The organism is Aeromonas sp. s1(2024) (assembly GCF_040908005.1).
Taxonomy (GTDB): Bacteria; Pseudomonadota; Gammaproteobacteria; order Enterobacterales; family Aeromonadaceae; genus Aeromonas; species Aeromonas caviae.
The window spans coordinates 15,711-38,896 of record NZ_JBFOCW010000077.1 but is presented as its reverse complement, the minus strand read 5'-3'; the positions used below and the strand labels follow the sequence as shown (position 1 = coordinate 38,896).

Annotated in this window: 18 protein-coding genes and 1 pseudogene; 13 read left to right on the top strand and 6 right to left on the bottom strand. The window is 58.2% G+C overall.

The annotated features are described in order from the left end of the window. Together AB5Y70_RS18695 and umuC are read left to right on the top strand one after the other, a co-directional pair. On the top strand, positions 1–225 hold a 225-nt coding region (locus AB5Y70_RS18695), incomplete at its 5' end, for a S24 family peptidase (RefSeq protein WP_368176022.1). Next, a complete protein-coding gene (gene umuC, locus AB5Y70_RS18690; RefSeq protein ID WP_368176102.1) occupies positions 206–1,465 on the top strand; it encodes a translesion error-prone DNA polymerase V subunit UmuC in 1,260 nt (419 codons plus the stop codon). The genes AB5Y70_RS18695 and umuC, both read left to right, overlap by 20 nt. 126 nt (positions 1,466–1,591) lie before the next feature. Here umuC and AB5Y70_RS18685 read toward each other — a convergent pair whose 3' ends face one another. From AB5Y70_RS18685 to AB5Y70_RS18670, 4 genes are all read right to left on the bottom strand, one after another. Further along, positions 1,592–3,733, bottom strand: coding sequence for a DEAD/DEAH box helicase (locus tag AB5Y70_RS18685; RefSeq protein ID WP_342400551.1), 2,142 nt, complete (start codon positions 3,731–3,733; stop codon positions 1,592–1,594). Between the two features lie 101 nt (positions 3,734–3,834). Then, positions 3,835–5,466, bottom strand: coding sequence for a dsDNA nuclease domain-containing protein (locus AB5Y70_RS18680; protein WP_368176101.1), 1,632 nt, complete (start codon positions 5,464–5,466; stop codon positions 3,835–3,837). 545 nt (positions 5,467–6,011) lie between these two features. After that, positions 6,012–6,680 (bottom strand): inovirus Gp2 family protein, encoded by a 669-nt coding sequence (locus tag AB5Y70_RS18675; protein WP_342400549.1) that lies wholly within the window; start codon positions 6,678–6,680, stop codon positions 6,012–6,014. 428 nt (positions 6,681–7,108) lie between these two features. Further along, the gene (locus tag AB5Y70_RS18670) at positions 7,109–7,285 is read right to left on the bottom strand and encodes an AlpA family transcriptional regulator (protein WP_013724060.1); all 177 of its coding nucleotides are present in this window, start codon (positions 7,283–7,285) and stop codon (positions 7,109–7,111) included. A 447-nt stretch (positions 7,286–7,732) separates the two neighbouring features. Between AB5Y70_RS18670 and AB5Y70_RS18665 the strand changes: the two genes are divergently transcribed. Continuing rightward, the gene (locus AB5Y70_RS18665) at positions 7,733–8,665 is read left to right on the top strand and encodes a hypothetical protein (RefSeq protein ID WP_182859670.1); all 933 of its coding nucleotides are present in this window, start codon (positions 7,733–7,735) and stop codon (positions 8,663–8,665) included. A 9-nt stretch (positions 8,666–8,674) separates the two neighbouring features. On the opposite strand, the gene AB5Y70_RS18660 is transcribed toward AB5Y70_RS18665, so the two are convergent. Continuing rightward, positions 8,675–10,009: a site-specific integrase gene (locus AB5Y70_RS18660; RefSeq protein WP_182859671.1), complete on the bottom strand. Its 1,335-nt coding sequence runs from the start codon at positions 10,007–10,009 to the stop codon at positions 8,675–8,677. 481 nt (positions 10,010–10,490) lie between these two features. On the opposite strand from AB5Y70_RS18660, the gene ppk2 reads away from it, so the two are divergent. Together ppk2 and AB5Y70_RS18650 are read left to right on the top strand one after the other, a co-directional pair. After that, positions 10,491–11,315, top strand: a complete 825-nt coding sequence (gene ppk2, locus AB5Y70_RS18655) for a polyphosphate kinase 2 (RefSeq protein WP_041214649.1) — start codon at positions 10,491–10,493, stop codon at positions 11,313–11,315. 160 nt (positions 11,316–11,475) lie between these two features. Beyond that, positions 11,476–12,673: pseudogene (locus AB5Y70_RS18650) on the top strand (PQQ-dependent sugar dehydrogenase); the annotation flags it as partial. 81 nt (positions 12,674–12,754) lie between these two features. Here the strand turns inward: AB5Y70_RS18650 and AB5Y70_RS18645 are convergent. Next, positions 12,755–13,549: a DeoR/GlpR family DNA-binding transcription regulator gene (locus AB5Y70_RS18645; protein ID WP_319872555.1), complete on the bottom strand. Its 795-nt coding sequence runs from the start codon at positions 13,547–13,549 to the stop codon at positions 12,755–12,757. Positions 13,550–13,805: 256 nt separating this feature from the next. Here AB5Y70_RS18645 and ltnD point away from each other — a divergent pair, with 256 nt between their 5' ends. The 8 genes from ltnD (at position 13,806) to AB5Y70_RS18605 (ending at position 22,822) form a co-directional block, all read left to right on the top strand. After that, positions 13,806–14,714, top strand: coding sequence for an L-threonate dehydrogenase (gene ltnD, locus AB5Y70_RS18640; RefSeq protein ID WP_319872554.1), 909 nt, complete (start codon positions 13,806–13,808; stop codon positions 14,712–14,714). Further along, positions 14,711–15,961, top strand: a complete 1,251-nt coding sequence (gene otnK, locus AB5Y70_RS18635; RefSeq protein WP_319872553.1) for a 3-oxo-tetronate kinase — start codon at positions 14,711–14,713, stop codon at positions 15,959–15,961. Before ltnD ends, otnK begins: the two co-directional genes overlap by 4 nt. After that, positions 15,954–16,586, top strand: a complete 633-nt coding sequence (locus AB5Y70_RS18630) for an aldolase (protein WP_275874012.1) — start codon at positions 15,954–15,956, stop codon at positions 16,584–16,586. Before otnK ends, AB5Y70_RS18630 begins: the two co-directional genes overlap by 8 nt. Continuing rightward, positions 16,583–17,356 carry a 2-oxo-tetronate isomerase gene (gene otnI, locus AB5Y70_RS18625; protein WP_010673296.1) on the top strand — a complete coding sequence of 258 codons (774 nt, stop codon included), beginning with the start codon at positions 16,583–16,585 and terminating at the stop codon, positions 17,354–17,356. The genes AB5Y70_RS18630 and otnI overlap by 4 nt, the downstream gene beginning before the upstream one ends. Before the next feature lie 11 nt (positions 17,357–17,367). Continuing rightward, positions 17,368–18,342 (top strand): D-erythronate dehydrogenase, encoded by a 975-nt coding sequence (denD, locus tag AB5Y70_RS18620; protein WP_319872551.1) that lies wholly within the window; start codon positions 17,368–17,370, stop codon positions 18,340–18,342. Continuing rightward, entirely contained in the window at positions 18,339–19,844 is a 1,506-nt protein-coding gene (locus AB5Y70_RS18615; protein ID WP_319872550.1) for a gluconate:H+ symporter, read from the top strand. The genes denD and AB5Y70_RS18615 overlap by 4 nt, the downstream gene beginning before the upstream one ends. A 90-nt stretch (positions 19,845–19,934) precedes the next feature. Further along, positions 19,935–20,825, top strand: coding sequence for a DMT family transporter (locus AB5Y70_RS18610; protein ID WP_039041063.1), 891 nt, complete (start codon positions 19,935–19,937; stop codon positions 20,823–20,825). Between the two features lie 59 nt (positions 20,826–20,884). Continuing rightward, on the top strand, positions 20,885–22,822 hold the full coding sequence (locus AB5Y70_RS18605) for a methyl-accepting chemotaxis protein (protein WP_319872549.1): 1,938 nt from the start codon (positions 20,885–20,887) through the stop codon (positions 22,820–22,822). Positions 22,823–23,186: the final 364 nt, after the last annotated feature.

Genomic DNA, 23,186 nt, shown 5'->3' with positions numbered 1-23,186 from the left:
GTCGATAAGAGCCTCACCCCGCGCCATGGTGATGTGGTGATTGCACTACTCGATGGCGGCTTCACGGTAAAGACCTTGCAGCTCAAGCCGAGGTTGCGGCTGTTGCCAGCCAATCCGGCGTTCGCGCCTATCGACCCTTTTATGAGCCTCTCCCTGGAGTTGTTCGGAGTGGTCACCCATGTGATTGGCAATCTGAGGCAGCGTGATGGCTATAGCGCTCGTTGATGTAAACAACTTCTACGCCAGCTGTGAGCGGTTGTTTCGCCCTGAGCTGCGTGGCCGCCCGATCGTGGTGCTCTCCAACAACGATGGATGCGTGGTGTCGCGCAGCCCCGAAGCCAAGGCGATGGGTATCAAGATGGCCGGGCCCTACTTCAAGATCCGCGAGCAGTTCGAGGCGCATGGCGGTGTGGCATTCAGCTCCAACTACGCGCTCTATGGAGACATGTCTGGCAGGGTGATGAGCACGTTGGAGACCATGGCCCCCGAGCTGGAGGTATACTCTATCGATGAAGCATTCCTGTCACTGTCGGAGTCGTTTGCCGGTGACCTCATAGCCTATGGGCAACAGATCCGGCAGCGAGTGTGGCAGTGGACCGGCCTAACGGTAGGGGTTGGGATCGGCCCCACCAAGACCCTTGCTAAGCTGGCCAACTATGCAGCCAAAAAATGGCCTGCCACAGGCGGCGTCGTGGATTTGCGTGACGAGCTGCGCCGCGCACGGCTGATGGCTATCACCCCGGTGGATGAGGTGTGGGGCATAGGACGGCGCTTGGGGGCCAAGTTGGTGGCTCAAGGCATCAACACCGTGGCTGACCTGGTGGGTAGCGATGCCAAAGGGTTACGCGCCCAATACGGCGTGGTGGTCGAGCGGATCGTACAGGAGCTGCGTGGCCTGCCTTGCGCAGAGCTGACCGTTGAACCGGCGGCGAAGCTGCAGATCCTCTCGAGCCGTTCCTTTGGTGAGCGCGTGACTGACCGTGGAGAAATGGCCCAAGCGTTGTCAGGCTTTATGGCTCGCGCAGCCGAGAAGCTGCGGGTCGAGGGGATGTGTTGCCAGCGGGTGCACCTGTTCGTGCGAACCAGCCCCTTTGACGAACGAGCGCCTTACTACAGTGAGCAGGCTGGCGTCCGGCTGGTCTGCCCTAGCGATGATACCCGGTTGCTGCTGCAGCAAGTGAACGTGCTGTTACCGCAGATTTGGCGCGACGGTTACCGTTATCAGAAGGGGGGCGTCATGCTGAGTGAGTTCATCCCCAAGGGGCAACAACAGGCAGATCTCTTTGCCCCGTCCTCCGCTCAATCAGATGCGCTGATGGCAGTGATGGACCAGATCAAAGCCAAGGGATTGGGGCGCGTAGGCTTTGCCAGCCAAGGCACGGGGTCGCCTGAGTGGATGATGCGACAAGAGCACCTGAGCCCCTGCTACACCACCCGCTGGGAGGACCTGCCGGTGGCGAGGTAAGGGAAGGTCTGATCACAACAAATCTGTGTAACGCGTAATAGTTGACCGTCTTTGACAACAAAAGTACGTCTCCAAAAATCCTAGATTGAATCTCCCCGGGTTTTCTAGACACTCTGTTGTTGAACACTACATTTCGGAGACAGCCCAACGCATCAAGCTTTTTTCAAAGCTAGTCAGTTGAAGGCGCTCTATTCTTGGTGCCAAGGCCCGAAGTTTCGCCAGTAAGTCGTTCAGATGTTCCGATGGCAAGATGAGGTTCTTGATCTGGGTCGAGATCTGAGTGGGAATTCCGTATTCGTCCAACGCTGTGAGTAGCGGGTCGAGGAACATATTTTCAAGCTGCTCAGCAAAGAAGCTGAAGTCACCCGGCTCTATCCCTCTTTGTGCCAACAAGTCGTCCTGGATTTTGTTGACGGCCATAATGTCCCGAGGCAATCGGAAGCAAACCATATTCCTGATGAATTTCAGGCGTAGGTTGATTGCTTCGCTGGGTGTGTGGTCTTGTCGTCGATTATCTACCGCGTCTCGTAAGTACGCAGGCAGGTTTTTCTGAGTTCGGATCTCATTGATGTGCCAAGCCAATTGCGAGCTGGACGATATCCCGTAATCCATCAGGTTACCACCCTCCAGGCTGTAGACCAGCTCACATAGGTAATTGACTTGGTTAGGCTCAGGGATACCTTTCCAACCCAACAGTTGTCGGCTGTTCGGCAGATCTCGAATTATCGTTTCCGCCACCTCGACTTGCCGCTCAATCGGAATGTGCCGGTTCTCGATCAGGGTTGTTGGTGACAACAACGGGTTGGCGTAAGCATCCTGCAGCCTGCCACGCGAGATATCGGTCAGGTACTCAGGTTCCAACTGCATTAGCAGCCCCATAGGGGAGCTTTCATCCTGATGACCTATGGGGTACTCGACTGTCAGCCCTTCCTCAGGAGGCGAAGCTTCGAGCATAAATACCTTGCCAATGAAGTATTTGTTCATACGGCCTGCGCGGCCTGAAATATTCTTGTACGTGAAGTAGTCGAACGTCGAGGTGTTCAGGCGACGGTCGTAAATGATCACGTTCTCTGCCGAAGTGTTAACGCCCTCGATCATCGTAGACGTACAGATGATCCGCTTGATGATGCCCTCGTTGAACAGCTTGACGATGTACTGCTGTAGTGCGCGCGGCACTCCACCATGGTGAATCCCGATGCCAAGAGAGATCGCTTTGGCTACGTTCCATTCAGGATGGTAGTGCTTGGAAATCCATGCGGCGATCTCTTGCGTCTCCGGCACAGAGGTCAGCCCAGCTTCCTTGATCAAATACTCGGCGACCCTGTTCGCACTAGGTGGAGCCTGGCAGTAGATCAGTGTGGGTGAGTCCAGGGTTTTAACCAGCTCCAGCAGCTTTTCCTTTCGCTCTTCGGAGCGCATCCCCAGATTGAAGTTCTGGATATCGACCGCGACGGTGCTGTAGTCGGACGGGATGAAGTGGTACTCGTAACCATCCAAACCAGAGATTTTCTGGATATGTGGCCCGAGCATGTAGAACTGAGCACCAGTCTTGGCAAGTTTGTGGAAGGCAAGGCTCAGATCAACAGCACGGGTACTTTCGTCTGTGTCGTTCGCCAAATCGATTTTGTAGAACTCGTCCAAAACGAAGAACTCCACGTCCGCAAGATCAAGACGCTGGATAACGCGCTCCTGGGTGAGGAGGTAGACGTTGGTCCTGTCTGGCACGGCTTCCTGGCTGGGGTGTGTGATCAGGTTAAAATCCTTGAAACGCTTAACCAAGCGCCGACGAGTTTCGTCGATCAGCGCAATAGTCGGAACGATCACTACTACTTTCTTGAATCGTCGCTGAGCCAGTACAGCATCGATTACGAGGCTTTTTCCAACGCTTGTGGATGCACTGAGCACCACGTTCCGACCTTGCATGATCAAGCTGAAAACGTGGGCCTGCAGATGGTGAAACACCATGCCCTGTTCAACACCTTCAACCCTGTGCGCCTCATAAGCCAGGCGGTCAGAAAGCGCCATGTTGTTGAGGTGAGGCGTGATGTAGGGGAATAGTCCGACGGCGCGTACCATGTTGAGCAACAGCGACTGTTCGACTACGTCGAAAAGGTTCAACTTGTCGAGTGCTCGTATCACTAGGTCGCGACCTTCCCACTCAGAGTTGCTTCTGTTGACGATGGTATTGATGGCCAGCAGTACATCGGTCGTCGATGCACCTTTATCACCAAGTTTTGCCAGCTTGTTCTTGATCGTTTCGTAGTTCATGACTGCATCATTCCTTGAGATCTCCGAGGCAAGATGACCCGCTCGGGATACCTTCCCCTTCTTGTGCGTTCTACTGCGCAAACCAAATAGCAAGAATCAGCTCATGCCTGTAGCTCTTCTAGCTTTTCGCAGCGAGCGTTGAAAGCCTTGATCAGCAGCTCAATACTTTCCATTGGCACCAGAAAAACCATTACCTTCACCTGCTTGATGTTCTCCGGCAGTTGTGTGGTGAAGGTGCTGAAGTGGGTCTCGATCTCAGTCTTGAGGTTGTTGATGTAATCCTCGAGCCATCCTGACGAAAGCGCTTCGCTGTCGTAGGTCAACAGGATGGGGAAGCAGAGGACATTCAGCATGTCATCAACGGGCGAATTGCGGTGCAAGGCCTGGTTGAAGGCATCTGCTTTTGGCTGGTGGTGCAATGGTTCGCGCAGAGAGATGATGATTTCGCGCTCTGCCGACAGCACCGTTTCTGAGATCGTCTCGTCAAGGACTTCGCAGATCTGCTCCAGTGTTGCATCCATGGAGTTTGCTTTGATTAGGCGAGCAAGGCCTAGCCATAACTGATCGTCCTGGCCAGGTATCTGAACGATATGGGCGTTGCCAAACTCCGAAAGCTTGCCGGCGGATTTGTAAAAGACTTTACACGCAATCGGCTCGCTGTTTTGGCGACTGCGCAGAATGGCGTGGAGAATAAGTTCCGCGATGAGCCTGTCGCGCGGTAGGTCACTGTCGCTGAAGGTGCTAATTGACCGGGCGAGAATCGCTTCGGCGTTGTGCGCAAGGATATTGACGATCTCGCTGGCCTTCAGGGAAAACTCGGGCAGCCATTCGATGAGGTGCTTTGCGAAGTTCTCGTGCCGCCATTTTTTCAGCGAATACTTCACGTCAAAGCCAGAAAATGAATGCAGCAGTCCCTTTTCGGTGCTTGCGTGAAACTCGACCAAGAAGGGATCTGGGCGCTTTTTGTAAGGTTTGGAGGTGGCTGTTGATTTGTCATCAGCCTCGTCCAATAGCTTTTTCAAGTGTGCTAGTGCTGGCTCACGAAGAATGATTTTTGATGCGGCAGCTGTCTTCACGTTGGCGGTGGCCGCCTTGTCGGCCATCTCCAAGAATTCGTCGTAAATCGCCTGAAGTTGGGTGTAGTTGGGTCGATTTCCGAGCCCTTCTGCAAGCTGGGACAGAGCCTTGATATTGACCGCCTCCAACGCCTCGACATCGCCGTAGACCTGCCAGACACAGTTATCAGCCCAGTAGGAGAAATTTCGTTTCTGCGGTGAAACAAACTTTTTGAATTTTTTGACCAGCACAGCACCTCGTTCTGTAGTTGAGTCAGGCAACATCCGCTTCTCCAACTCAACCTTAAAGCCCTCAAGAATGGTTGCGACATCGCGCTTGGTCACTATTCGGAAGCGGGCAAGGCCAGGGCGCTTGTCGCATTTCAGCGATTTATGTAGCAGCGAAGAATCGGCCTTGGTACCGTCCAACGCGATGACCTCTTGCCAGTTCCATTTTCTGTCACTTTCAGTGGTCTTGACTTGGATGTACTCATTGAAGAGCGCCCCCGAAAAATGGAACACAGCGACGATATCGTCTGCTGTCTCGCACTCCACTTGGGAGTAGCTGCTATCGCGGAGCATCTTGAAAATGAAGCTTACGGCAACGTGGTCTTGATACTTGAAGCCTTGCCTTGCTGCAGGCCCACCTGCATTGGATAGGCTAGTAATACTCATCATGGCATCCTTGCATCGCGAAAATATTTGCAAACATTTGCTCAACTAATAGAGATGTTCCATCCTGTAGCTGACTGATTGATAATTTTGACGAGACTATCACTTAGAAATCAACAAAACTCTGTCGGGTCTCACATACGCTTTATTAAGTCCAGTTCGACATAGCTTCATAGGTAACAACGGCATTGCGCACTTCCTGGATCTCGCGAGGTAGCCCCCTTGCCGCCAGTCACTACAGTCATCTGTTCCAGACTCAGGGGGCTCGATAGCCAGCAATACCTGTATCGTGCGGATCCGATTCTCCCGACGCAGCATTGGCACCTGGGAGCTCTGAGCAAACCGCCACTGCCCCATCAACTCAGCGATCTCCGCCACTCGACTCAACATAGCGTGGGTCAGGGTGAATGGAGGGGAATAACTGCCATGGGTTACTCCAACTGATGCGATAACAAATGAGGGTTAGCTTAACAGATCCGGGAGTTTCTGCTCCCGGATCTAATGCCATCTAAAACTGCAGTAAAAGTCTTTTTATCAACACCAATCAGCCTTCAAATGTTACTCCCCCCGAAACAGCGGTATCCTTCTCCGCGTCTCTTTGTCTCGTTTTTAGCCAGATAGGCTGTCCGCACAAGCATCTTCTTGAGTGACTCGGTATCATTCCGCTCAATGAGATACTCAGCATTATTGGGAAAATGCACCAATCCCATTTTTTTACAATCTTGCAGAGAGATATTTTCATTACTCACAGCGCTGTGCCACGCTACTCTTACTTTATTAGCAAGGTTCATTCTTTCAGATTCATAATTACCTAATTTGTAGTAAGCATCCCTATTTAAAAAAAACATCATGTGATAGTGAGGACAGGGAGCACCGGCTGTTTGCTCCTTAGCCCAAACGTATCTAATATCAGTCGAATGAACCCTTTTGCCTTCATAACGTCGTTCTGACTCATCGCACTCAATGAGCCGTTTAAGCCTAGAGAAGAACTCTTTAATTATCCTTGAGCCCGCCTCAGGTTTTAATGCTAAATACATTCCAAAAGCAGGGTCTTGTTGAAAACGGAGATCAACTCGAAAGGCAAACACTCTGGGGTAATGCTTAAGAGCGCTCTCCGATACAGAGAGGATTTTCTCTAAATTATCCACATTAAAGCTATAGTTCCGACCTTCGTAGAACTGCTGAGCAAGCAGGACATACTCTTCTATAGAAATAGACATTTGAACTCTCCCAATAGATTTTTGATAGACATTGAAGGTTTAAATCGTGATGGATGTATTTTGCGGATAGTGCCGTAGTATGTTTCAGACACGGTCTATTAACTGGTGTAATCACCAGGATAGTTTGTGTATAGATGCGATTAACACTTTCTTTGAATACGGAATAGAGCAATTAAACTACCATGATAAACGATGGCTATTGCTTAGCATGGTTCAAGCAGGCAGATTCATAAGCTTTAAATATACCACCAATGAAGATGTCATTGAGTTTAAATATACACATTCATTCAACTTAAAACATATATTACTATTACCTACACAAATGCATTGAATATCAAACCAGCTTGAAAACTCTTATCCCAGATAGAACAAGACTTGTAGCATGAGCAACAAGCTAATTTGTTCAAATTATTATTCAGAAATTAGCCCTAGCGAAGATTTATTTTCTCTTCAATCCATGACTCTATTTCAGAGCTAACCCAAGCAACAGATCTTGGGCCGATCTTGACTGATGCGGGAAATTTACCGTCATTCATCTGACGGTAAACAGATGCCTTAGAGAGTGATGTCATTGCCATGACATCTTTCAACTTAAGTAGTTTCATGATGAGCTCCTTTTGTCGTCCATAGGACGTGGTGCTCGTGTAAAAAACTAAGTAATGCTCTTCAGAATGTCGTAGAAACTGAGGTATGTCACCAGAGAAAGAACAAGCGTACTCCTTACGATTCTTCGCCGCAGCTAACAAGTTGTAAGACTTGAGTATCACATCTATCCAACTTCTACGTTAAATTGACCCAGCTAGTGATTATGGTATTTAAAATGGCATCCTCACTAAATGCTGGGAAAAATCTAACGACGACTTCTATCACAGCTTAGGTGAGCGAGGCCACATGAACTAAGCATCCACATACACTAAACTGCGTGATGCAAAGCAAATAATTGACATAAATCGGTTTAAAAACACTCAAAAATCATTCATAAATTGACATTCACACATCACAAAAAACTCACAAAATGACTAAGTCATAAGCCCAAAACGAAGGATGTTTATATGCCAGAGATCGAAGGTTCAATTAATTTAGACCGGAGAGGGATTAGGTTTATATCCAAAGCACTAGACTTATCTATTAGCCCAACAAGCGAGAAATCTATTGCCTTGGATATGATTAATAAAAAGAAACAACATGTTTTGCATAGACTCTCATTCAATAGCCTTGGTTTAAATCACGACAGCAATATTGACGAAGCACGGGTTATTAATTGGGTTAATAATGAGTGTATAGACATTTCTCTGTTTGATTGGATTGACACTAAAAATAACAGACTGTGTATCTACGTTTGGTCTTATATTAGATTGTTAAACGAATCATCATTTAATAAAATTTTAGGCGCTCCATTGCTTAATAAAAGCGACATACTTAACACAAAAGCGTATTCTTTAGGTAGACAATGTTTTTACGAAAGCATGAACATAGAGCTACTACCAAAAGATAATAAAACAAGAAAAGACAACATCATTGATTTTTTTGATTTGATTAATATTTATGCCTTACAAAAAAAAGAACTACTGGCCCAACTTAAATTAAAGTGGATACATAGCACAGAAAAAAATGACATTTTTAACTGGGCAAATAAAAACAATCAACAATGGGCGTGGAGTTATTTATTTAAAGACAGCAACCCTATATGGTTTATCAATGACAACCAACCAGACAACTACTTAAACGGAATTATTACGACGTTCGATCTGCTGAACGACGATCCGGATAAAAGAGAGCTGATAATATCAAAAATGAAGTCTGCCTGGTCTCAAAAAGCATATCGTGATAAAAACAATGGTAAAAAAGCAGTAAGTATTGTGCTATCCGAAGATATTATTAAAAAACTAGACTTTGTTTGTGAAAACACAGATAGAAGAAAAAATGAGGTAGTCACAAGGCTGATTAGAGAAGAATATGACAAAATAAAAAAAGGCGGACACTAGTCCGCCTTTTTATTTTACTTTTCTTATAAACTCAATAACATTTCCATGAGGGTTAGTTTTTTGTGGCTCATTGACTACTTCAAGTTCAACCAACTCGCCCCAGCGTTGCCATAGCATTTTTTTCTTATCATCATGTCGCGAACGATGATAGGTTCTAACCAATTTATTGAGTGGGAGATGATTCAGACATAATTCAATCACTCTCTCTTCTGCATCTAATCTCTCAGCCCAATTTGTTGCAGCACTACGCCGTAAATCATGTACGGTAAATGGCTCCATATCAGATAATGAACGAGAAATGAAACGCCTTAAAGCTCTGGTTATCGAGTCAACTAAAATTGGCTCAATTACGTCACTTTTGGGTCTGTCTGATTCAAAAACAAAGTCACCGTTTACATATAGTGCCTGTTCCTCAATCAACGCTTTCGCCTGTCGAGATAAGAATACCGAATGTGGCTTCCCATTCTTAGTATCAGGGATCGTCCAGATATCGTCTTTAATATGTGAAAAACGCATATTAGCGACTTCACCTCTACGACATCCGGTTAGTATCAATAACTTAATCGCATTCGCTGCAGGTAAAGAAATAGTTGCATGCCGAGAAACGCCACGCCCTCCAGTCGCCAAGCTACCACCACTTCCAAGATCCTCATCAATCGCCTTCCATAGCCTGCGCAATTCGGGGACTGTCAGCCATCTCTCTCTTGGCGAACCGGCACTGGCACCAAAATCCTTGGGTCGCAACAGTCTCGCAGGGTTGGCTTCGATCAGGCAGTGAACCACCGCATAATCCAGCATCTGGTTCAGCGTTCCCAACCCCTTACGGGTTTCATCTTTTGTTGCACGCCGCGTTATCTCTAACGCTTGCGCCAAGTGGGCGCGTGTAAGATCGATTAAGCGAATATTGCCCAGGGTCTTCTTGAGATGACGATTCCAACGCTCCTGATGGCATTGGAGAGTCTTTGGTTTGACGGCCTGGGCAACACGCTGTGCTTCAAGCCATCGCCCAAGTAACTCATCCATCGTCAGGGCGGTTTCATTTTTAGCCTTTTCGCTAGCAACATGCTTGCGTGGATCTATCCCTTTCTTTACCAAGGCAGCCAACTCTGCATGCTCAAGCCTGGCTCGCGCCAACGACAACGCAGGGTAATTACCCAGAACAACTGTCGCCTGAGTACCAGCAATCCGATAACGATAGACAAACCGCTTGCTCTTCCCAGCCCTAACCTCAATAGCTAATCCACCGCCATGGGGAGATTTCACCGCATAGCGAGTAATCGAAGCCTCCCCTTGCAAAATCAATGAGGGGATCTCTCGATCCTGAGTTACCGGTTTTCTTGCCATAGCATTCTCTCCCCCCTGTTTGGGGTACCACTTGGGGTACCACAGCAAACATGATATAGGGTGAGACTTCATGAAACTAGCTGAAACCCACAACGATAAAAATAAACATTAAAAACAATAAATTACAATCATTTCATCAACCTTATAAAACCTTCTGAAACACTGCCGACCTTGGCTCCTAAGGGACAGGCCACTGGTTCGACTCCAGTCGGGAACACCATACACAGCAAGGGGCTGGCATCGTCATGATGCCAGCCCCTTGTGCGTTTCTGCGCCATTTCCCCTGCATCCATGGCGGCCAGGTCCCGCCCCCCCTCTTCAATGTCTCACTGCCACCAACAACCCCGCGAGCCCCACCAAAAATGATCCCGGCCATCCCCCGGTAGTTGCCACCCCCGGTGGCGGCACGCCGTCATCTATCCTTGAAAGGCGCCGTCCGGCAGGACGGCCCTCCATTCGCCGAGACACAGAGAAGGACATCATGGGCAGCAAACGAAAATCCAGAACGGAAGAACCGGTCGTGGCCGAGGCGCAAAAGCCCCTTGGCAACAAGGCATACGAAAAGGCGCTGCGCCTCTTGCACGTGGAGCTGGTCAGGCTGCAGCAGTGGGTGGTGCACAAGGGGCTCAAGGTCTGCATCGTCTTCGAGGGGCGCGACGGGGCCGGCAAGGGGGGCACCATCAAGGCGATCACCGAGCGGGTCAGCCCCCGGGTCTTTCGGGTCGTCGCACTGCCCGCCCCCACGGAGCGGGAGAAGAGCCAGCTCTACTTCCAGCGCTACATCCCCCATCTGCCGGCGGCGGGGGAGATCGTCATCTTCGATCGCAGCTGGTACAACCGGGCCGGGGTGGAGCGCATCATGGGCTTTTGCAGCGAGGAGGCGAGCGACAAATTCCTGGCTGGCACCCCCATGGTGGAAAAAGCCCTGGTGGACTCTGGCATCATTCTGCTGAAGTACTGGCTGGAGGTGACCCCACAAGAGCAAGAGAGGCGGCTGCGGGATCGCATCGACGATGGCCGCAAGATCTGGAAGCTCTCCCCCATGGACATCAAGTCCTTCGATCGCTGGGATGACTACACCCGGGCGCGGGATGCCATGTTCATCGCCACCGACACCGCCTGGGCCCCCTGGTTCGTGGCCCACTCCGAGGACAAGAAACGGGTGCGCCTCAACATCATCTCCCACCTGCTGGCGCACATCCCCTACGAGGCGCTGCCGGCGGAGCCGGTGAAGCTGCCCAAGCGCAAGATAGGCAAAGTCAAACCATCGGAGCACCCGCTTCGCATCGTGCCAGCCCTCTTCTAGCCAGAGGGGGGTGAGCCCTGGCTCACCCCCTTTCCCTTCCTGCCCCAAAGGACAACCGGCGCCGCCGGTATCACCCAATGGCTTGTTGTTGCTCACGTTTTCCCGTTTGCCTCCCCTATACTTCAGCGACATTCAGGTCTGGCCGAGCGAGGAGGCCCCCATGTTGCGACTGTTTGCCCTGCTGCTTGTCTGCCTGGTGCTCCCGGTGCGGGCACTGACCCTGACCCCGGTGGCGGGGGAGCTGCGCCACCCCTGGGGGCTCGCCTTCCTGCCGGATGGCGGCTACCTCGTCAGCGAGCGCCCTGGGCGCCTGCTGCGCATCGATGCAGGTGGCAACCGCCATGTGGTCTCCGGCCTGCCGCCCCTCGCCGCCACGGGTCAGGGGGGGCTGCTCGATCTCGCCCTGGACGGCGATGGCTGGCTCTATCTCAGCTACAGCGAGCCGGGGGATGGGGGAGCCGGCACCGCCGTGGCCCGGGCCCGGCTGCAAAAAGAGGCCCTCGTCGACTGGCAACTGCTGTTTCGCCAAGAGCCCAAGGTGGCTGGCGGCGCCCACTTCGGCTCTCGCCTAGTGCTGACGGAGGATGGCTATCTCTTCATCACCCTGGGGGATCGCTACAGCGAGCGGGAGCGGGCCCAGACGCTGGACAACCACCTCGGCAAGACGGTGCGCCTGCACAAGGATGGCCGGGTCCCCGCCGACAACCCCTTCGTCAAGACGCCGGGGGCCCTGCCGGAGATCTGGAGCCTGGGTCATCGCAACATGCAGGGGGCCGCCCTGCGTCCGGGCAGCCAGCAGTTCTGGACTCACGAGCACGGCCCCCAGGGCGGGGACGAGGTCAACCTCATCCTGCCAGGCCACAACTACGGCTGGCCCAGAGTGACCTTTGGCGAGGAGTACGGGGGCGGCAAGATTGGCGTGGGCCAGAGCGCGCCGGGCATGACGGCACCGCGCTGGATCTGGGTGCCCTCCATCGCCCCCTCGGGCATGACCTTTTATCAGGGGGACCTGTTCAGGGAGTGGCAGGGGGATCTGTTCGTCGGCGCCCTACGTGGTCAGGCCTTGTTGCGCCTGCACCTCGACGGAGACAAGATAGTGTCGGCAGAGCGGCTGCTGACCGATCTGGGGGAGCGGATCCGTACCGTCAAGGAGGGCCCCGACGGCGCCCTCTACCTGTTGACGGATTCAGGCCAGGGGCGCCTGCTCAAACTGACCCCATAGCATGAAAGGAGCAAGGATGAAGACGAATCGCACGCTGCTGGTGCTCTGCACCAGCCTCTGGTTGCTGGGCTGCAACACCATCCACGGGATGGGACGGGACATCGAGAAGGCGGGGGAGGTGATCCAGGGCTCCGCCAAGCTGACGGACGCACCGGCCGCAGAGGGTCGCTGATCCTGGCCGGGTGGCGCTGTGGTTCGCCGCCTGTCGCCCCTTTCCTTACCCCTGTTCGGCGCTGGCCACCAGACTGGCCAGCGGCGCCATGGTCACCCTGACCCCGTGCTGTGCCAATGCCTCGCGGGCGCTCTGGGGCAACTGCTCGTCGGTGATCACCTGATCGATCGCATCCCAGCTCACCACGTTGAAGGTCCCCACCTTGCCATATTTGGACGAATCGCAGATGAGGATGCGGGTCGCCGCCGACTCCACCACGGCCCGCTTCACCGGCACCTTCTGTTCGCTCGGGGTGGAGATCCCATGAGTGTCCCAGGAGGAGGCTGACAGGAAGGCGATGTCCAGATGGAGGTTGCGCAGGAAGTGGGCGGTGGCCTCCCCGGCACAGGACTGGTTCTCGCGAATGACCTGCCCCCCGGTGTGATAGAGGCGGCAGCGGCCGTGCTCGATGAGATAGGCGCAGACCATGAAGTCGTTGGTCACTATCATCAAATCTTCCCGAAGCGCCAGCTCCCGGGCCAGCTCCAGGGAGGTGGTACCGGCATCCAGATAGACGGTGCTCCCCTCGCTCACCTGGGCGGCGGCGAGCCGCGCAATGGCCAGCTTGGCCCCCTGCATCAGGCTGCGCTTGGCGGCGTGTGAGGGCTCGCTCTTGATCCGCTGGGAGAGGCTGACCCCGCCGGAGACGGAGAGTACCCGCCCCTGCTCCTCCAGCTTCTGGATGTCGCGCCTGATGGTCATGTGGGAGACCTGCAGCCAGTCGGTCAGCTCCACTATGCTGACCACGCCGCGCTCTGCCAGCAGTTGCAGGATACGTTGCTGTCGCTCTACGGGAATCATCTTGCCTCGCGCCTCGGGAAAAGGAAGGTGCCATTCTACCCCAGCGACCTGGGAAAAAATGATAAATAACCTGAAACGGGCTCACAAATCACATTTATTCACACAAAAAACGCCAAAAATTGACTCGAAAGAATCTCAACCCTCCAAAATAACAAAAATTAACACCAATTAAGTTATTTTTTGTGACGACTGCCTGATATTTCATCGCCGCAAGCCTCTACTATCTGCTCATCAGTCGTAATCGAGGAATCACGAGATGAGCACTCCCTATCATGTTGCGGTCATCGGCCTGGGCGCCATGGGCATGGGCGCCGCCCGTTCCTGCCTGCGGGCCGGGCTCACCACCTATGGCATCGACCTCAGCGAACAGGCCCGCGGCCAGTTGCAGCAGGCCGGTGCCGCCGCCGTCATGGCCGATGCCAGGCCCCTGGCCGAGACGCTCGATGCCGTGCTGTTGCTGGTGGTCAACGCCACCCAGGTGCGCCGCATCCTGCTCGGCGAAGCAGGGCTGGCTCGCCACCTCAAACCGGGCACCGCCATCATGGTCTCTTCCACCATCGCTGCCGAAGAGGCGAGCGCCCTGGCCGCCGAGCTGGCGCAGATGGGACTGCCGATGCTGGATGCGCCGGTTTCCGGTGGTGCCATCAAGGCCGATGCCGGCGAGATGACGGTGATGGCCGCAGGCTCCGACGCCGCCTTCGACAAGCTGGCCCCGGTGCTGGATTCGGTGGCCGGCAAGGTCTACCGGGTCGGCAGCGAGCCGGGCCAGGGCAGCACGGTCAAGATCATCCACCAGCTGCTGGCCGGGGTGCACATCGCGGTGGCCGCCGAGGCCATGGCGCTGGCCAGCCGGGCAGGAGTGTCCCTGGATCTCATGTATGACGTGGTGACCCATGCCGCCGGCAACTCCTGGATGTTTGAAAACCGCATGCCCCGGGTGCTGGCCGGTGACTACCAGGCCCGCTCCGCAGTGGACATCTTCGTCAAGGATCTCACCCTGGTGGCGGACACCGCCAAGGCGCTGCGCTTCCCGCTGCCGCTCGCGAGCACTGCGCTGAACATGTTCCTCGGTGCCAGCAACGCAGGCCACGGCCAGGAAGATGACAGCGCCGTCATCAAGATATTCTCAGGCATCACCCTGCCGGGTCAGGAGGAGCAAGCATGAAACTCGGAGTCATCGCAGACGACTTCACCGGCGCCACCGACATCGCCGGTTTCCTGGTGGAGAACGGCCTCTCCACCATCCAGTTTGCCGGCATCCCGGCTGAGGCGGAGCTGACCGGGGTCGACGCCGTGGTGATCAGCCTCAAGAGCCGCTCCTGCCCGGCCGATGAGGCAGTGCGCGACTCCCTGGCGGCCCTCGACTGGCTCAAGGCCCGCGGCTGCCCGCGCATCTACCAGAAGTACTGCTCCACCTTCGACAGCACGGCGGCGGGCAATATCGGCCCCGTCACCGACGCCCTGCTGGCGGCGCTGGAGAGCAAGTTCACCCTGATCTGCCCGGCCCTGCCGGTGAACGGTCGCACCGTCTATCAGGGCAACCTCTTCGTCGGCGCCCAGCCGCTCGCCGAGTCCGGCATGCGCCATCACCCCATCACCCCCATGACCGACAGCAACCTGCTGCGGCTGATGGAGGGGCAGGCCCAGGGCCGTGCCGGTCTGGTGCCGTTCAATACCATCGCACAGGGTCCCGGCGCCATTGCCGACGCCTTTGAGCAGCTAACGCAAGCTGGTGTGCGCTACGCCGTGGTCGACACCCTGACCGAGCAGCACCTGCTGGACATCGCCACCGCCGCCCTCGACATGCCCCTGGTGACCGGCGGATCCGGCCTCGCCATCGGCCTGGCCCGTCAGCTTGGGAGCGGCGATCTGCAGGGTGCCCGCGAAGCGGGCTGGCCCAGAGGCACCCGCGCCGCGGTGCTGTCGGGCTCCTGCTCCGAGATGACCAACCGTCAGGTGGCCCGCTATCGCCAGCACGCCCCTGCCCTGGCGCTGGATGTGGTGCGCTGCCTCGAGGAGGCCGACTACCCGGCCGAGCTGGCGCGCTGGGTACTGGACCAGCCCCGGACCCCGGCGCCGCTGGTCTACGCCACCACCAGCCCGGCAGAGCTGGCCCGCATTCAGGAAACCCACGGCCAGCAGGCGGCCAGCGACGCGGTGGAACACTGCTTTGCCCGCCTCGCCCAACTGCTGCAAGGCGCCGGCGTGGACCGCTTCATCATCGCCGGTGGCGAGACCTCGAGCCGGGTCACCCAGGCCCTCGGCGTCAAGGCGTTCCACATAGGCCCGCAGATCGCCCCCGGTGTGCCCTGGGTGCGGGCCATCGACGCCCCCCTGTCGCTGGCCCTCAAGTCCGGCAATTTCGGCAGCGACGACTTCTTCGACAAGGCTCAGGAGTACTTCCATGACTGAACAGGCACTGCGCGACACCATGGTGATGCTGGGAGCCTCCCTCTTCCAGCGCGGTTATGCCACCGGGGGCGCCGGCAACCTCTCCGCCCTGCTACCGGACGGCACCCTGATCGCCACCCCGACCGGCTCCTGCCTGGGACGGCTCAGCGCCGACAGGCTCTCTCACGTCAATCTGCGGGGGGAACACCTGGGGGGAGATCGCCCCTCCAAGGAGGTGGCCTTCCACCTTGCCATCTACCACAACAATCCGGACTGCCGGGCCGTGGTGCACCTGCACTGCACCCACCTGACCGCCCTCTCCTGTCTGGAGGGGCTGGATCCGGCCAACGTCATCCGCCCCTTCACCCCCTACTACGTGATGCGGGTCGGCCAGTTGCCGCTCATCCCCTACTACAAGCCGGGGGATGCCCGCATCGCCGAGGAGCTGGGGCGCCGCGCTCCCGAAGGCAACGCCTTCCTGCTTGCCAACCACGGCCCCGTGGTGACGGGCAAGGATCTGGTGGATGCGGTCAACAACATGGAAGAGCTGGAGGAGACGGCGCGCCTGGCACTGATGCTCCATGGCCACTCCATCCGCTACCTGAGCGAACCCGAAATTGATGAATTGAGGAGGATGAAACCATGAGCAAGTTTGCCGCCAATCTCACCATGCTGTTTACCGAGGTGCCGTTCCTGGAGCGCTTCGCCGCCGCCCGCGACGCAGGCTTCGAGGCGGTGGAGTTCCTCTTCCCCTACGAGTGGCCGGCCGCAGAGCTGGGCCGCCGCTTGCGCGAGCAGGGGCTCTCCCAGGCCCTGTTCAACATGCCGCCGGGCAACTGGGGCGCGGGGGAGCGCGGCATGGCCGCCATCCCGGGGCGGGAAGCGGAGTTTCGCGGCCACCTGCCAAGCGTGCGTGACTATGCCCTGGCGCTCGGCTGCACCAAGGTACACGCCATGAGCGGCATCGTGGACCCTGCTCATAGCCTCTCGGCCCACCGCCAGACCCTGATCGACAACATCCGCTTCGCCGCCGACTTCCTGGCCGAAGACGGCATCAAGGTACTGCTGGAGCCGCTCAACGATAGAGATGTGCCCGGCTACTTCCTGGCCCACCAGCTCGACGCCCTGGCCCTGGTGCAGGAGATAGACAGGCCCAACGTGGGGGTGCAGCTCGACCTCTATCACGCCCAGATCATGGACGGGGATCTCACCCGTCTCATCGGCAAGCTGGGCCCGGCCATCGGCCATGTCCAGATCGCCTCGGTGCCGGATCGCCACGAGCCGGACGAGGGGGAGATCGCCTACCCCCACCTGTTCAAGGCGCTGGCGCAGGCGGGCTACCACGACTGGATAGGCTGCGAATACAACCCCAGAGCCGGCACCCGGGAAGGGCTGGGCTGGCTGACACAACAATAACGACCCTGAACATGAACGAGTCTGAGGATAACAAGATGCAGATCATCATCACCGGCGGCGGTGGCTTCCTGGGCCAGAAACTGGCCCGGGCCCTGCTGCAAGGCCCCCACCCCTTCACCGAGCTGCTGCTGGTGGACATCCAGCAGCCGCAATCCCCCCTGCCGGACCCCAGGGTTCGCTGTCTGCGGGCCGACCTCACCGAACCCGGTGTCGCCGAGTCCCTCATCAGCGAGCGGACTGCCGTGGTCTACCACCTGGCGGCCATCGTCAGCAGCCACGCGGAGCAGGACTTCGATCTCGGCTGGCAGGTCAACCTGGACACCACCCGCACCCTGCTGGAGGCGTGCCGCCATGCCCGGCCGGGCATCCGCTTCGTCTTCACCAGCTCGCTCGCCGTCTATGGCGGCCCGCTGCCGGAGCTGGTGAATGACGGTACCGCCCTGACCCCCACCTCCTCCTACGGCGCCCAGAAGGCCATGGGGGAACTGCTGGTCAACGACTACAGCCGCAAGGGCTTCGTCGACGGTCTGGTATTGCGCCTGCCCACCATCTGCGTGCGGCCGGGCAAGCCGAACCGCGCCGCCTCCTCCTTTGTCAGCAGCATCATCCGCGAGCCGCTGCAAGGGGAGAGCGCCATCTGCCCGGTGAGCCCGGATCTGCGCCTCTGGCTCTCCAGCCCCGCCACCGTGGTCGCGAACTTCCTGCTGGCGGCCAGACTTCCCGCCACCGGTGACGCCCGCAGCATCAACCTGCCCGGCATCAGCGTGACCGTCGGCGAAATGCTGGAGGCCCTCGCACGGGCCGGTGGCCAGGCGGCCCGGGATCGGGTGCAGTTTGCCGCCGATCCGGCCATCGAGCGCATCGTGGCGAGCTGGCCGGGACGCATCGACAACCAGCGGGCCTACGCCCTCGGCTTCGCGGCAGACAGGACGTTTGCCGACATCATCGACAGTTTCATCACCCATGACATGCAGGAGGCATCATGAGCGACATCCCAACCCCCATCATCGGTCTCATCATCGCGGTCTTCGTGCTGGTGTTCCTGGTCATCCGCACCCGGGTGCACGCCCTGATCGCCATGCTGGCGGCGGCCTGCATCGCCGGGATCACCGGCGGCATGAGCATCGACAAGACCCTCACCGTGATCACCCAGGGCTTTGGCTCCACCCTCGGCAGCATCGGCATCGTCATTGGCCTCGGGGTCATGATGGGTCGCCTGCTTGAGGTCTCCGGCGCCGCCGAACAGATCGCCTACAGCTTCATCAAGTGGCTCGGCAAGCGCCGCGAGGAGTGGGCCCTGGCCATCACGGGCTACATCGTCAGCATCCCCATCTTCGTGGACTCCGCCTTCGTCATCCTCTATCCGGTGGCCAAGGCGCTGGCAAAAAGCGGCAAGCGCTCCCTGCTCACCCTGGGGGTGGCGCTCGCGGGCGGCCTGGTGGTAACCCACCATACCGTGCCGCCGACCCCGGGCCCACTGGGGGTTGCCGGCCTGTTTGGCGTGGACATCGGCGCCATGCTGCTGACCGGCATGGCCCTGGCCATCCCCTGCGTGCTCGGCATCGTCTTCTACGCCCAGTGGCTCGACAAGAAGTACCCCGAGTTCGGTGCCCAGGCCGCCCAGGCCCCGGACGAGCTGCAAGCCACCTATGAGCAGTACCTCAAGGAGAAGGAGGGCAAGACCCTGCCGAGCCTGACCCTGTCGCTGCTGCCGATCCTGGTGCCCATCGTGCTCATCTTCGTCAAGGCCATCTTCACCACTCTGGCCACCCTGGAGGGCATGGATGGTCTGATGGCGAACCCCCTGGTGCAGGGCATCAACTTCATCGGCACCCCCATCATCGCGCTGGCCATCAGCGTGCTGCTGGCGGTCTATACCCTGGTCCCGCACATGGACAGGCACGCCACCGCCGCCCGCCTGGAAGAGGGGTTGCAATCCGCCGGCATCATCTTGCTGGTGACCGGTGCCGGTGGGGCGCTGGGGGCTGTGCTGCGCGACAGTGGCGCAGGCCAGCAACTGGCCGAGCAGATCGCCCAATTGCCCATCTCCCCCATCCTGATCCCCTTCATCGTGGCGACTCTGGTGCGCCTCATCCAGGGGTCCGGCACCGTGGCCATGGTGACGGCGGCCTCCATCTCCGCCCCCATCCTGGCGCAGATCCCCGGGGTCAACATGCTGCTGGCCGCCCAGGCCGCCACCATGGGGTCGCTCTTCTTCGGTTACTTCAACGACAGCCTGTTCTGGGTGGTCAACCGCATGATGGGGATCTCCGACGTCAAGCAGCAGATGATCGTCTGGTCCATCCCGACCACCATCGCCTGGGCCATCGGCGGCACCGGCGTCGCCCTGCTGAACCTGCTGTTCGGCTCCGGCGGCACCTGGTTCGACCCCGTGCTGCCGCTGCTGGTGCTGGCCCTCATCGTCTGGTACGTCAAGGGGCAGTCCCTGGCTCCGGCGGCAGGGGCCGTCCCGAGCCGGGAGTCATAACCCGCACCGTCACGGCAACGCTGTGTGACGAGGGCCAGTCTGCTAGACTGGCCCTCTTTTTCGTTCATTCATCTTGCAAAGGAGTGTTGGATGCCTGCGTCTTCCTGGTGGGACAAGTCCACCGGTTTTGCCCTGCTCACCATCTTGTTGTGGGCCTCCCTCGCCGCGCTCACCTCCCGCATCACCAGCGTCTCGCCGCTGGTGCTGGTCGGGCTGGTGCTGCTGTTCTGCGGGGCGGGCACCCTGCCATTCTGGCGCCAGTGGCGCGCCAGCCCCCTCACCTGGCTGGTGACCATCACCGCCCTGCTGCTCTATCACCTGCTGCTGTTCACAAGCTTTCGCCACGCCCCCGTGCTGGAGGCAAACCTCATCAACTACCTGTGGCCGCTGTGCATCATCCTGTTCACCCCCTTGCTGCTGCCGGGTCATCCCCTGAGCCTGCACCATCTGCTGGCCGGGGCCCTGGGTCTCGCGGGATCGGTGCTGGTGATGGTCGATGGTCACCTGCAACTGCAACAGGCCCATCTGCCCGGCTACCTGCTGGCCCTCGGCGCCGCCATCGTCTGGGGCGCCTACTCCGTGCTCTCACGCCGCCTGCCTCCCGCTCCTGCCGTGGTCACGGCCGCCGCCTGCCTGCCCGCAGGCCTCTTGGCCCTGCTGCTGGCATGGATGCTGGAAGGCCCCTTGCCATTCGCCCGGATCCCCCAGGGAGACTGGCTGCTTATCGCCGGGCTCGCCCTCGGCCCCATGGGGGCGGCCTTCGTCACCTGGTATCTGGCGCTGCGGGACGGGGATCCGCGCCGCATCGGCGCGCTCGCCTACCTCACTCCCTTGCTGAGCACCCTGCTGCTGGTCTGGCTCAACGGCGAGGCGCTCACCCCACGCCATCTGCTGGCGGGGGGGCTCATCATGGGCGGCGCCCTGCTCGGCCTGCTGGTGAAAAGCCCAAGTCAACGGGAGCTGGCACGGCCACTGTCATAAAAACGCCATCAGACCTGATTAAGCTCGCGCCCATTGCGTGATTCAAGCAGGAATCTGATGTGAAAATTGCCCATTTTGCCTCCCTCTCTTCCCTCGTCTTGCTGCTGGTGGCCGGTGTCCAGGCCACCGCGCTCTATCATGGCTGGCAACAATTCAACCACTCGGCCCAGGCCCAGCGTCTGCAGGAGCGCCTGCAACAGCAACTGAGCGGTCCGTTGCAGGGGGCGCTTCGCGACTATCTCGGCAGCGGGGATCCCCTGCTGCTGGCCCAGGCCCAGGGAGTGCGCCAGCAGGCGCTGGCCCTGCTGTCCCGCCTGGAGGATCCCCAGACCCAGCCGCTAAACGCCCGGCTTGAGCAGATGAAAACCCGCATTGACGGCGACTATCTGGCGGCGGGCAAGCTCTCCGGCAACAGCCAGTGGTTGCTGCAAAATGCCGAGAACGAGTTGACCACCCAGGCCAAAGCCTTGCTCCGTTACGGCCAGCAGGGGGCGGCCGCCGGGCGGGATCCGGCCCTTGCCGAGCAGTATCGCCAGGGGTCGGCCGACATCCTGACCGCCCTCCCCTCCCTCGCCCACCAGCGCCAGAACTACATGGAGCAGGCGAGTGCCAAGCGTCTCGAAGGGCTGCAATTCGAGCTGGCTGCCCTGCAAAAGCAGGCCGACTCCCTGGCCGCCTTGCCGAGCATGGAGCTTTTCGAGGAGGCACCGGCCGACGAATTCACCCTGGGAGAGCCGATACGCAAGGAGCTCGGGGATCAGCCCAAAGCCGAGCTGACCTCCCTGCTCAAGCGCTATCCCCAGGAGCTGGAAAACAGCCGCAAGGCGCTGCAACAGCAGCAGGCCGCTCGTCAGATGGTGCAGCAGGACATCACCCAGCTGCTGCAAGCGGGGGAGCAATTGGGTGAGCAACTCGCCGCCGCCCGTCAGACCATGAACCGGGAGCTGGCCACCGTGCTCGGCATGCTGGCGCTCTGCCTGGTCGTGGTGGCCCTGCTGTTCGCCCTGGTGCAGCGTCGCTGGCTGGTCAGGCCCCTGCTGCAACTGCGGGCAGCCTTCCTGCAGCTCGACGCCACAGGTCAGGCCCAACTGCTGACCCCGGGGCGCGAGCGCAACGAACTGGCGGACATCGTCGCGAGCTACAACCGCCTGATACAGCGCCTGCAACAGGATCAGCAGCAGAAGGCGGGGCAGCTCTCCAGCGTCTCTTCCAGCCTGCAGGAGATGGTGGAGCAGGTGCAGGAGATCCATCACAGCACCCGCACCACGGAGCAGGCGGTGGATGAGAGCGACACCATGATGCAGGAGCTCAACCAGCTCGCCAGCGAGGTGCACCAGGTCGCCGCCGAAATCGCCCAGCACGCCCAGCACAATGAACACTCCATGAGCCAGAGCGAGCGGCTGGTCGGGGGCATGCTGACGGCTACCGCCCAGACCGGGCTCGCCATCGACGAGAGCAGCGGCGCCCTGGCCCAGCTGACCCGCTCGGTGGAGGACGTGACCGCCATCGTCGACGTCATCGGCCATATCTCCCAGCAGACCAACCTGCTGGCCCTCAACGCCGCCATCGAGGCGGCCAGGGCCGGGGAGCAGGGACGCGGCTTCGCGGTGGTAGCCGACGAGGTGCGCCACCTCTCCGCCGACACCCAGCGCTCCCTCGGCCAGATCACCGAGATCCTGGCCAGCCTCACCCAGGCGGGGGATCAGCTCGCCACCGTGCTGGCCCGCATCACCGCAGAGGCCGCCGAGCAGCGCCAGCAGGCGGAGCAACTGCGCCAGACCACCCTGACGGTGCGGGAGATGGCGCGCAGCACCGCCGTCATCGCCCTGCAAGGCGCCGACAATGCCAAGAGTCAGGAGCACAGGCTGGCGAGCTTCGCCGCCCTCATCGGTCGCATCAGCCAGCACGCCCGCCAGGGCAGCCGCCTCTCGGTACAGGTCTCGGAGCACATCCACCACCAGGCCCAGCAGATCCCCCGGATCCTGAGCCAGGCCTGATAACCCCCGGGTCTGGTTCGCACCAGACCCAGAGCGCGTTCCCTGTCTACCTGCCCGCGGCCCGGCCTTGCCGCAACCCTTCCCCTGATACTCCCGTCATGTCCTCACGGGCGATGACGGGTTGCCTCATCCATTCAGTCACAGGCCCTCTCACCCCTTTCACATCCCTGGTCCCCCCGTCTGTCGGGGCGACGGCTCACGCTCACGACAGTGGACATCCGGCCGGGCCCATCTTTTTTTGTGATACAAAATTATATGTTGCCACCGGGTTAACAAAGAAAGTTCTGCCTTGATGGCAAGATCTGCGCAGGAGAACGGTGAAATCACCATGAAAGCGCTGTCATTGCCGACATGAGTGGCCTGG

Excerpts from the sequence above, each read along its gene's own strand:
- AB5Y70_RS18630 (WP_275874012.1), top strand. The coding sequence starts at position 15,954 with ATGACTGAACAGGCACTGCGCGACACCATGGTGATGCTGGGAGCCTCC.
- AB5Y70_RS18645 (WP_319872555.1), bottom strand. The coding sequence starts at position 13,549 with ATGATTCCCGTAGAGCGACAGCAACGTATCCTGCAACTGCTGGCAGAG.
- AB5Y70_RS18670 (WP_013724060.1), bottom strand. The coding sequence starts at position 7,285 with ATGAAACTACTTAAGTTGAAAGATGTCATGGCAATGACATCACTCTCT.
- AB5Y70_RS18665 (WP_182859670.1), top strand. The coding sequence starts at position 7,733 with ATGCCAGAGATCGAAGGTTCAATTAATTTAGACCGGAGAGGGATTAGG.
- ltnD (WP_319872554.1), top strand. The coding sequence starts at position 13,806 with ATGAGCACTCCCTATCATGTTGCGGTCATCGGCCTGGGCGCCATGGGC.
- AB5Y70_RS18675 (WP_342400549.1), bottom strand. The coding sequence starts at position 6,680 with ATGTCTATTTCTATAGAAGAGTATGTCCTGCTTGCTCAGCAGTTCTAC.
- otnK (WP_319872553.1), top strand. The coding sequence starts at position 14,711 with ATGAAACTCGGAGTCATCGCAGACGACTTCACCGGCGCCACCGACATC.
- AB5Y70_RS18610 (WP_039041063.1), top strand. The coding sequence starts at position 19,935 with ATGCCTGCGTCTTCCTGGTGGGACAAGTCCACCGGTTTTGCCCTGCTC.
- otnI (WP_010673296.1), top strand. The coding sequence starts at position 16,583 with ATGAGCAAGTTTGCCGCCAATCTCACCATGCTGTTTACCGAGGTGCCG.
- umuC (WP_368176102.1), top strand. The coding sequence starts at position 206 with ATGGCTATAGCGCTCGTTGATGTAAACAACTTCTACGCCAGCTGTGAG.
- AB5Y70_RS18680 (WP_368176101.1), bottom strand. The coding sequence starts at position 5,466 with ATGATGAGTATTACTAGCCTATCCAATGCAGGTGGGCCTGCAGCAAGG.
- AB5Y70_RS18685 (WP_342400551.1), bottom strand. The coding sequence starts at position 3,733 with ATGAACTACGAAACGATCAAGAACAAGCTGGCAAAACTTGGTGATAAA.
- AB5Y70_RS18615 (WP_319872550.1), top strand. The coding sequence starts at position 18,339 with ATGAGCGACATCCCAACCCCCATCATCGGTCTCATCATCGCGGTCTTC.
- ppk2 (WP_041214649.1), top strand. The coding sequence starts at position 10,491 with ATGGGCAGCAAACGAAAATCCAGAACGGAAGAACCGGTCGTGGCCGAG.
- denD (WP_319872551.1), top strand. The coding sequence starts at position 17,368 with ATGAACGAGTCTGAGGATAACAAGATGCAGATCATCATCACCGGCGGC.
- AB5Y70_RS18660 (WP_182859671.1), bottom strand. The coding sequence starts at position 10,009 with ATGGCAAGAAAACCGGTAACTCAGGATCGAGAGATCCCCTCATTGATT.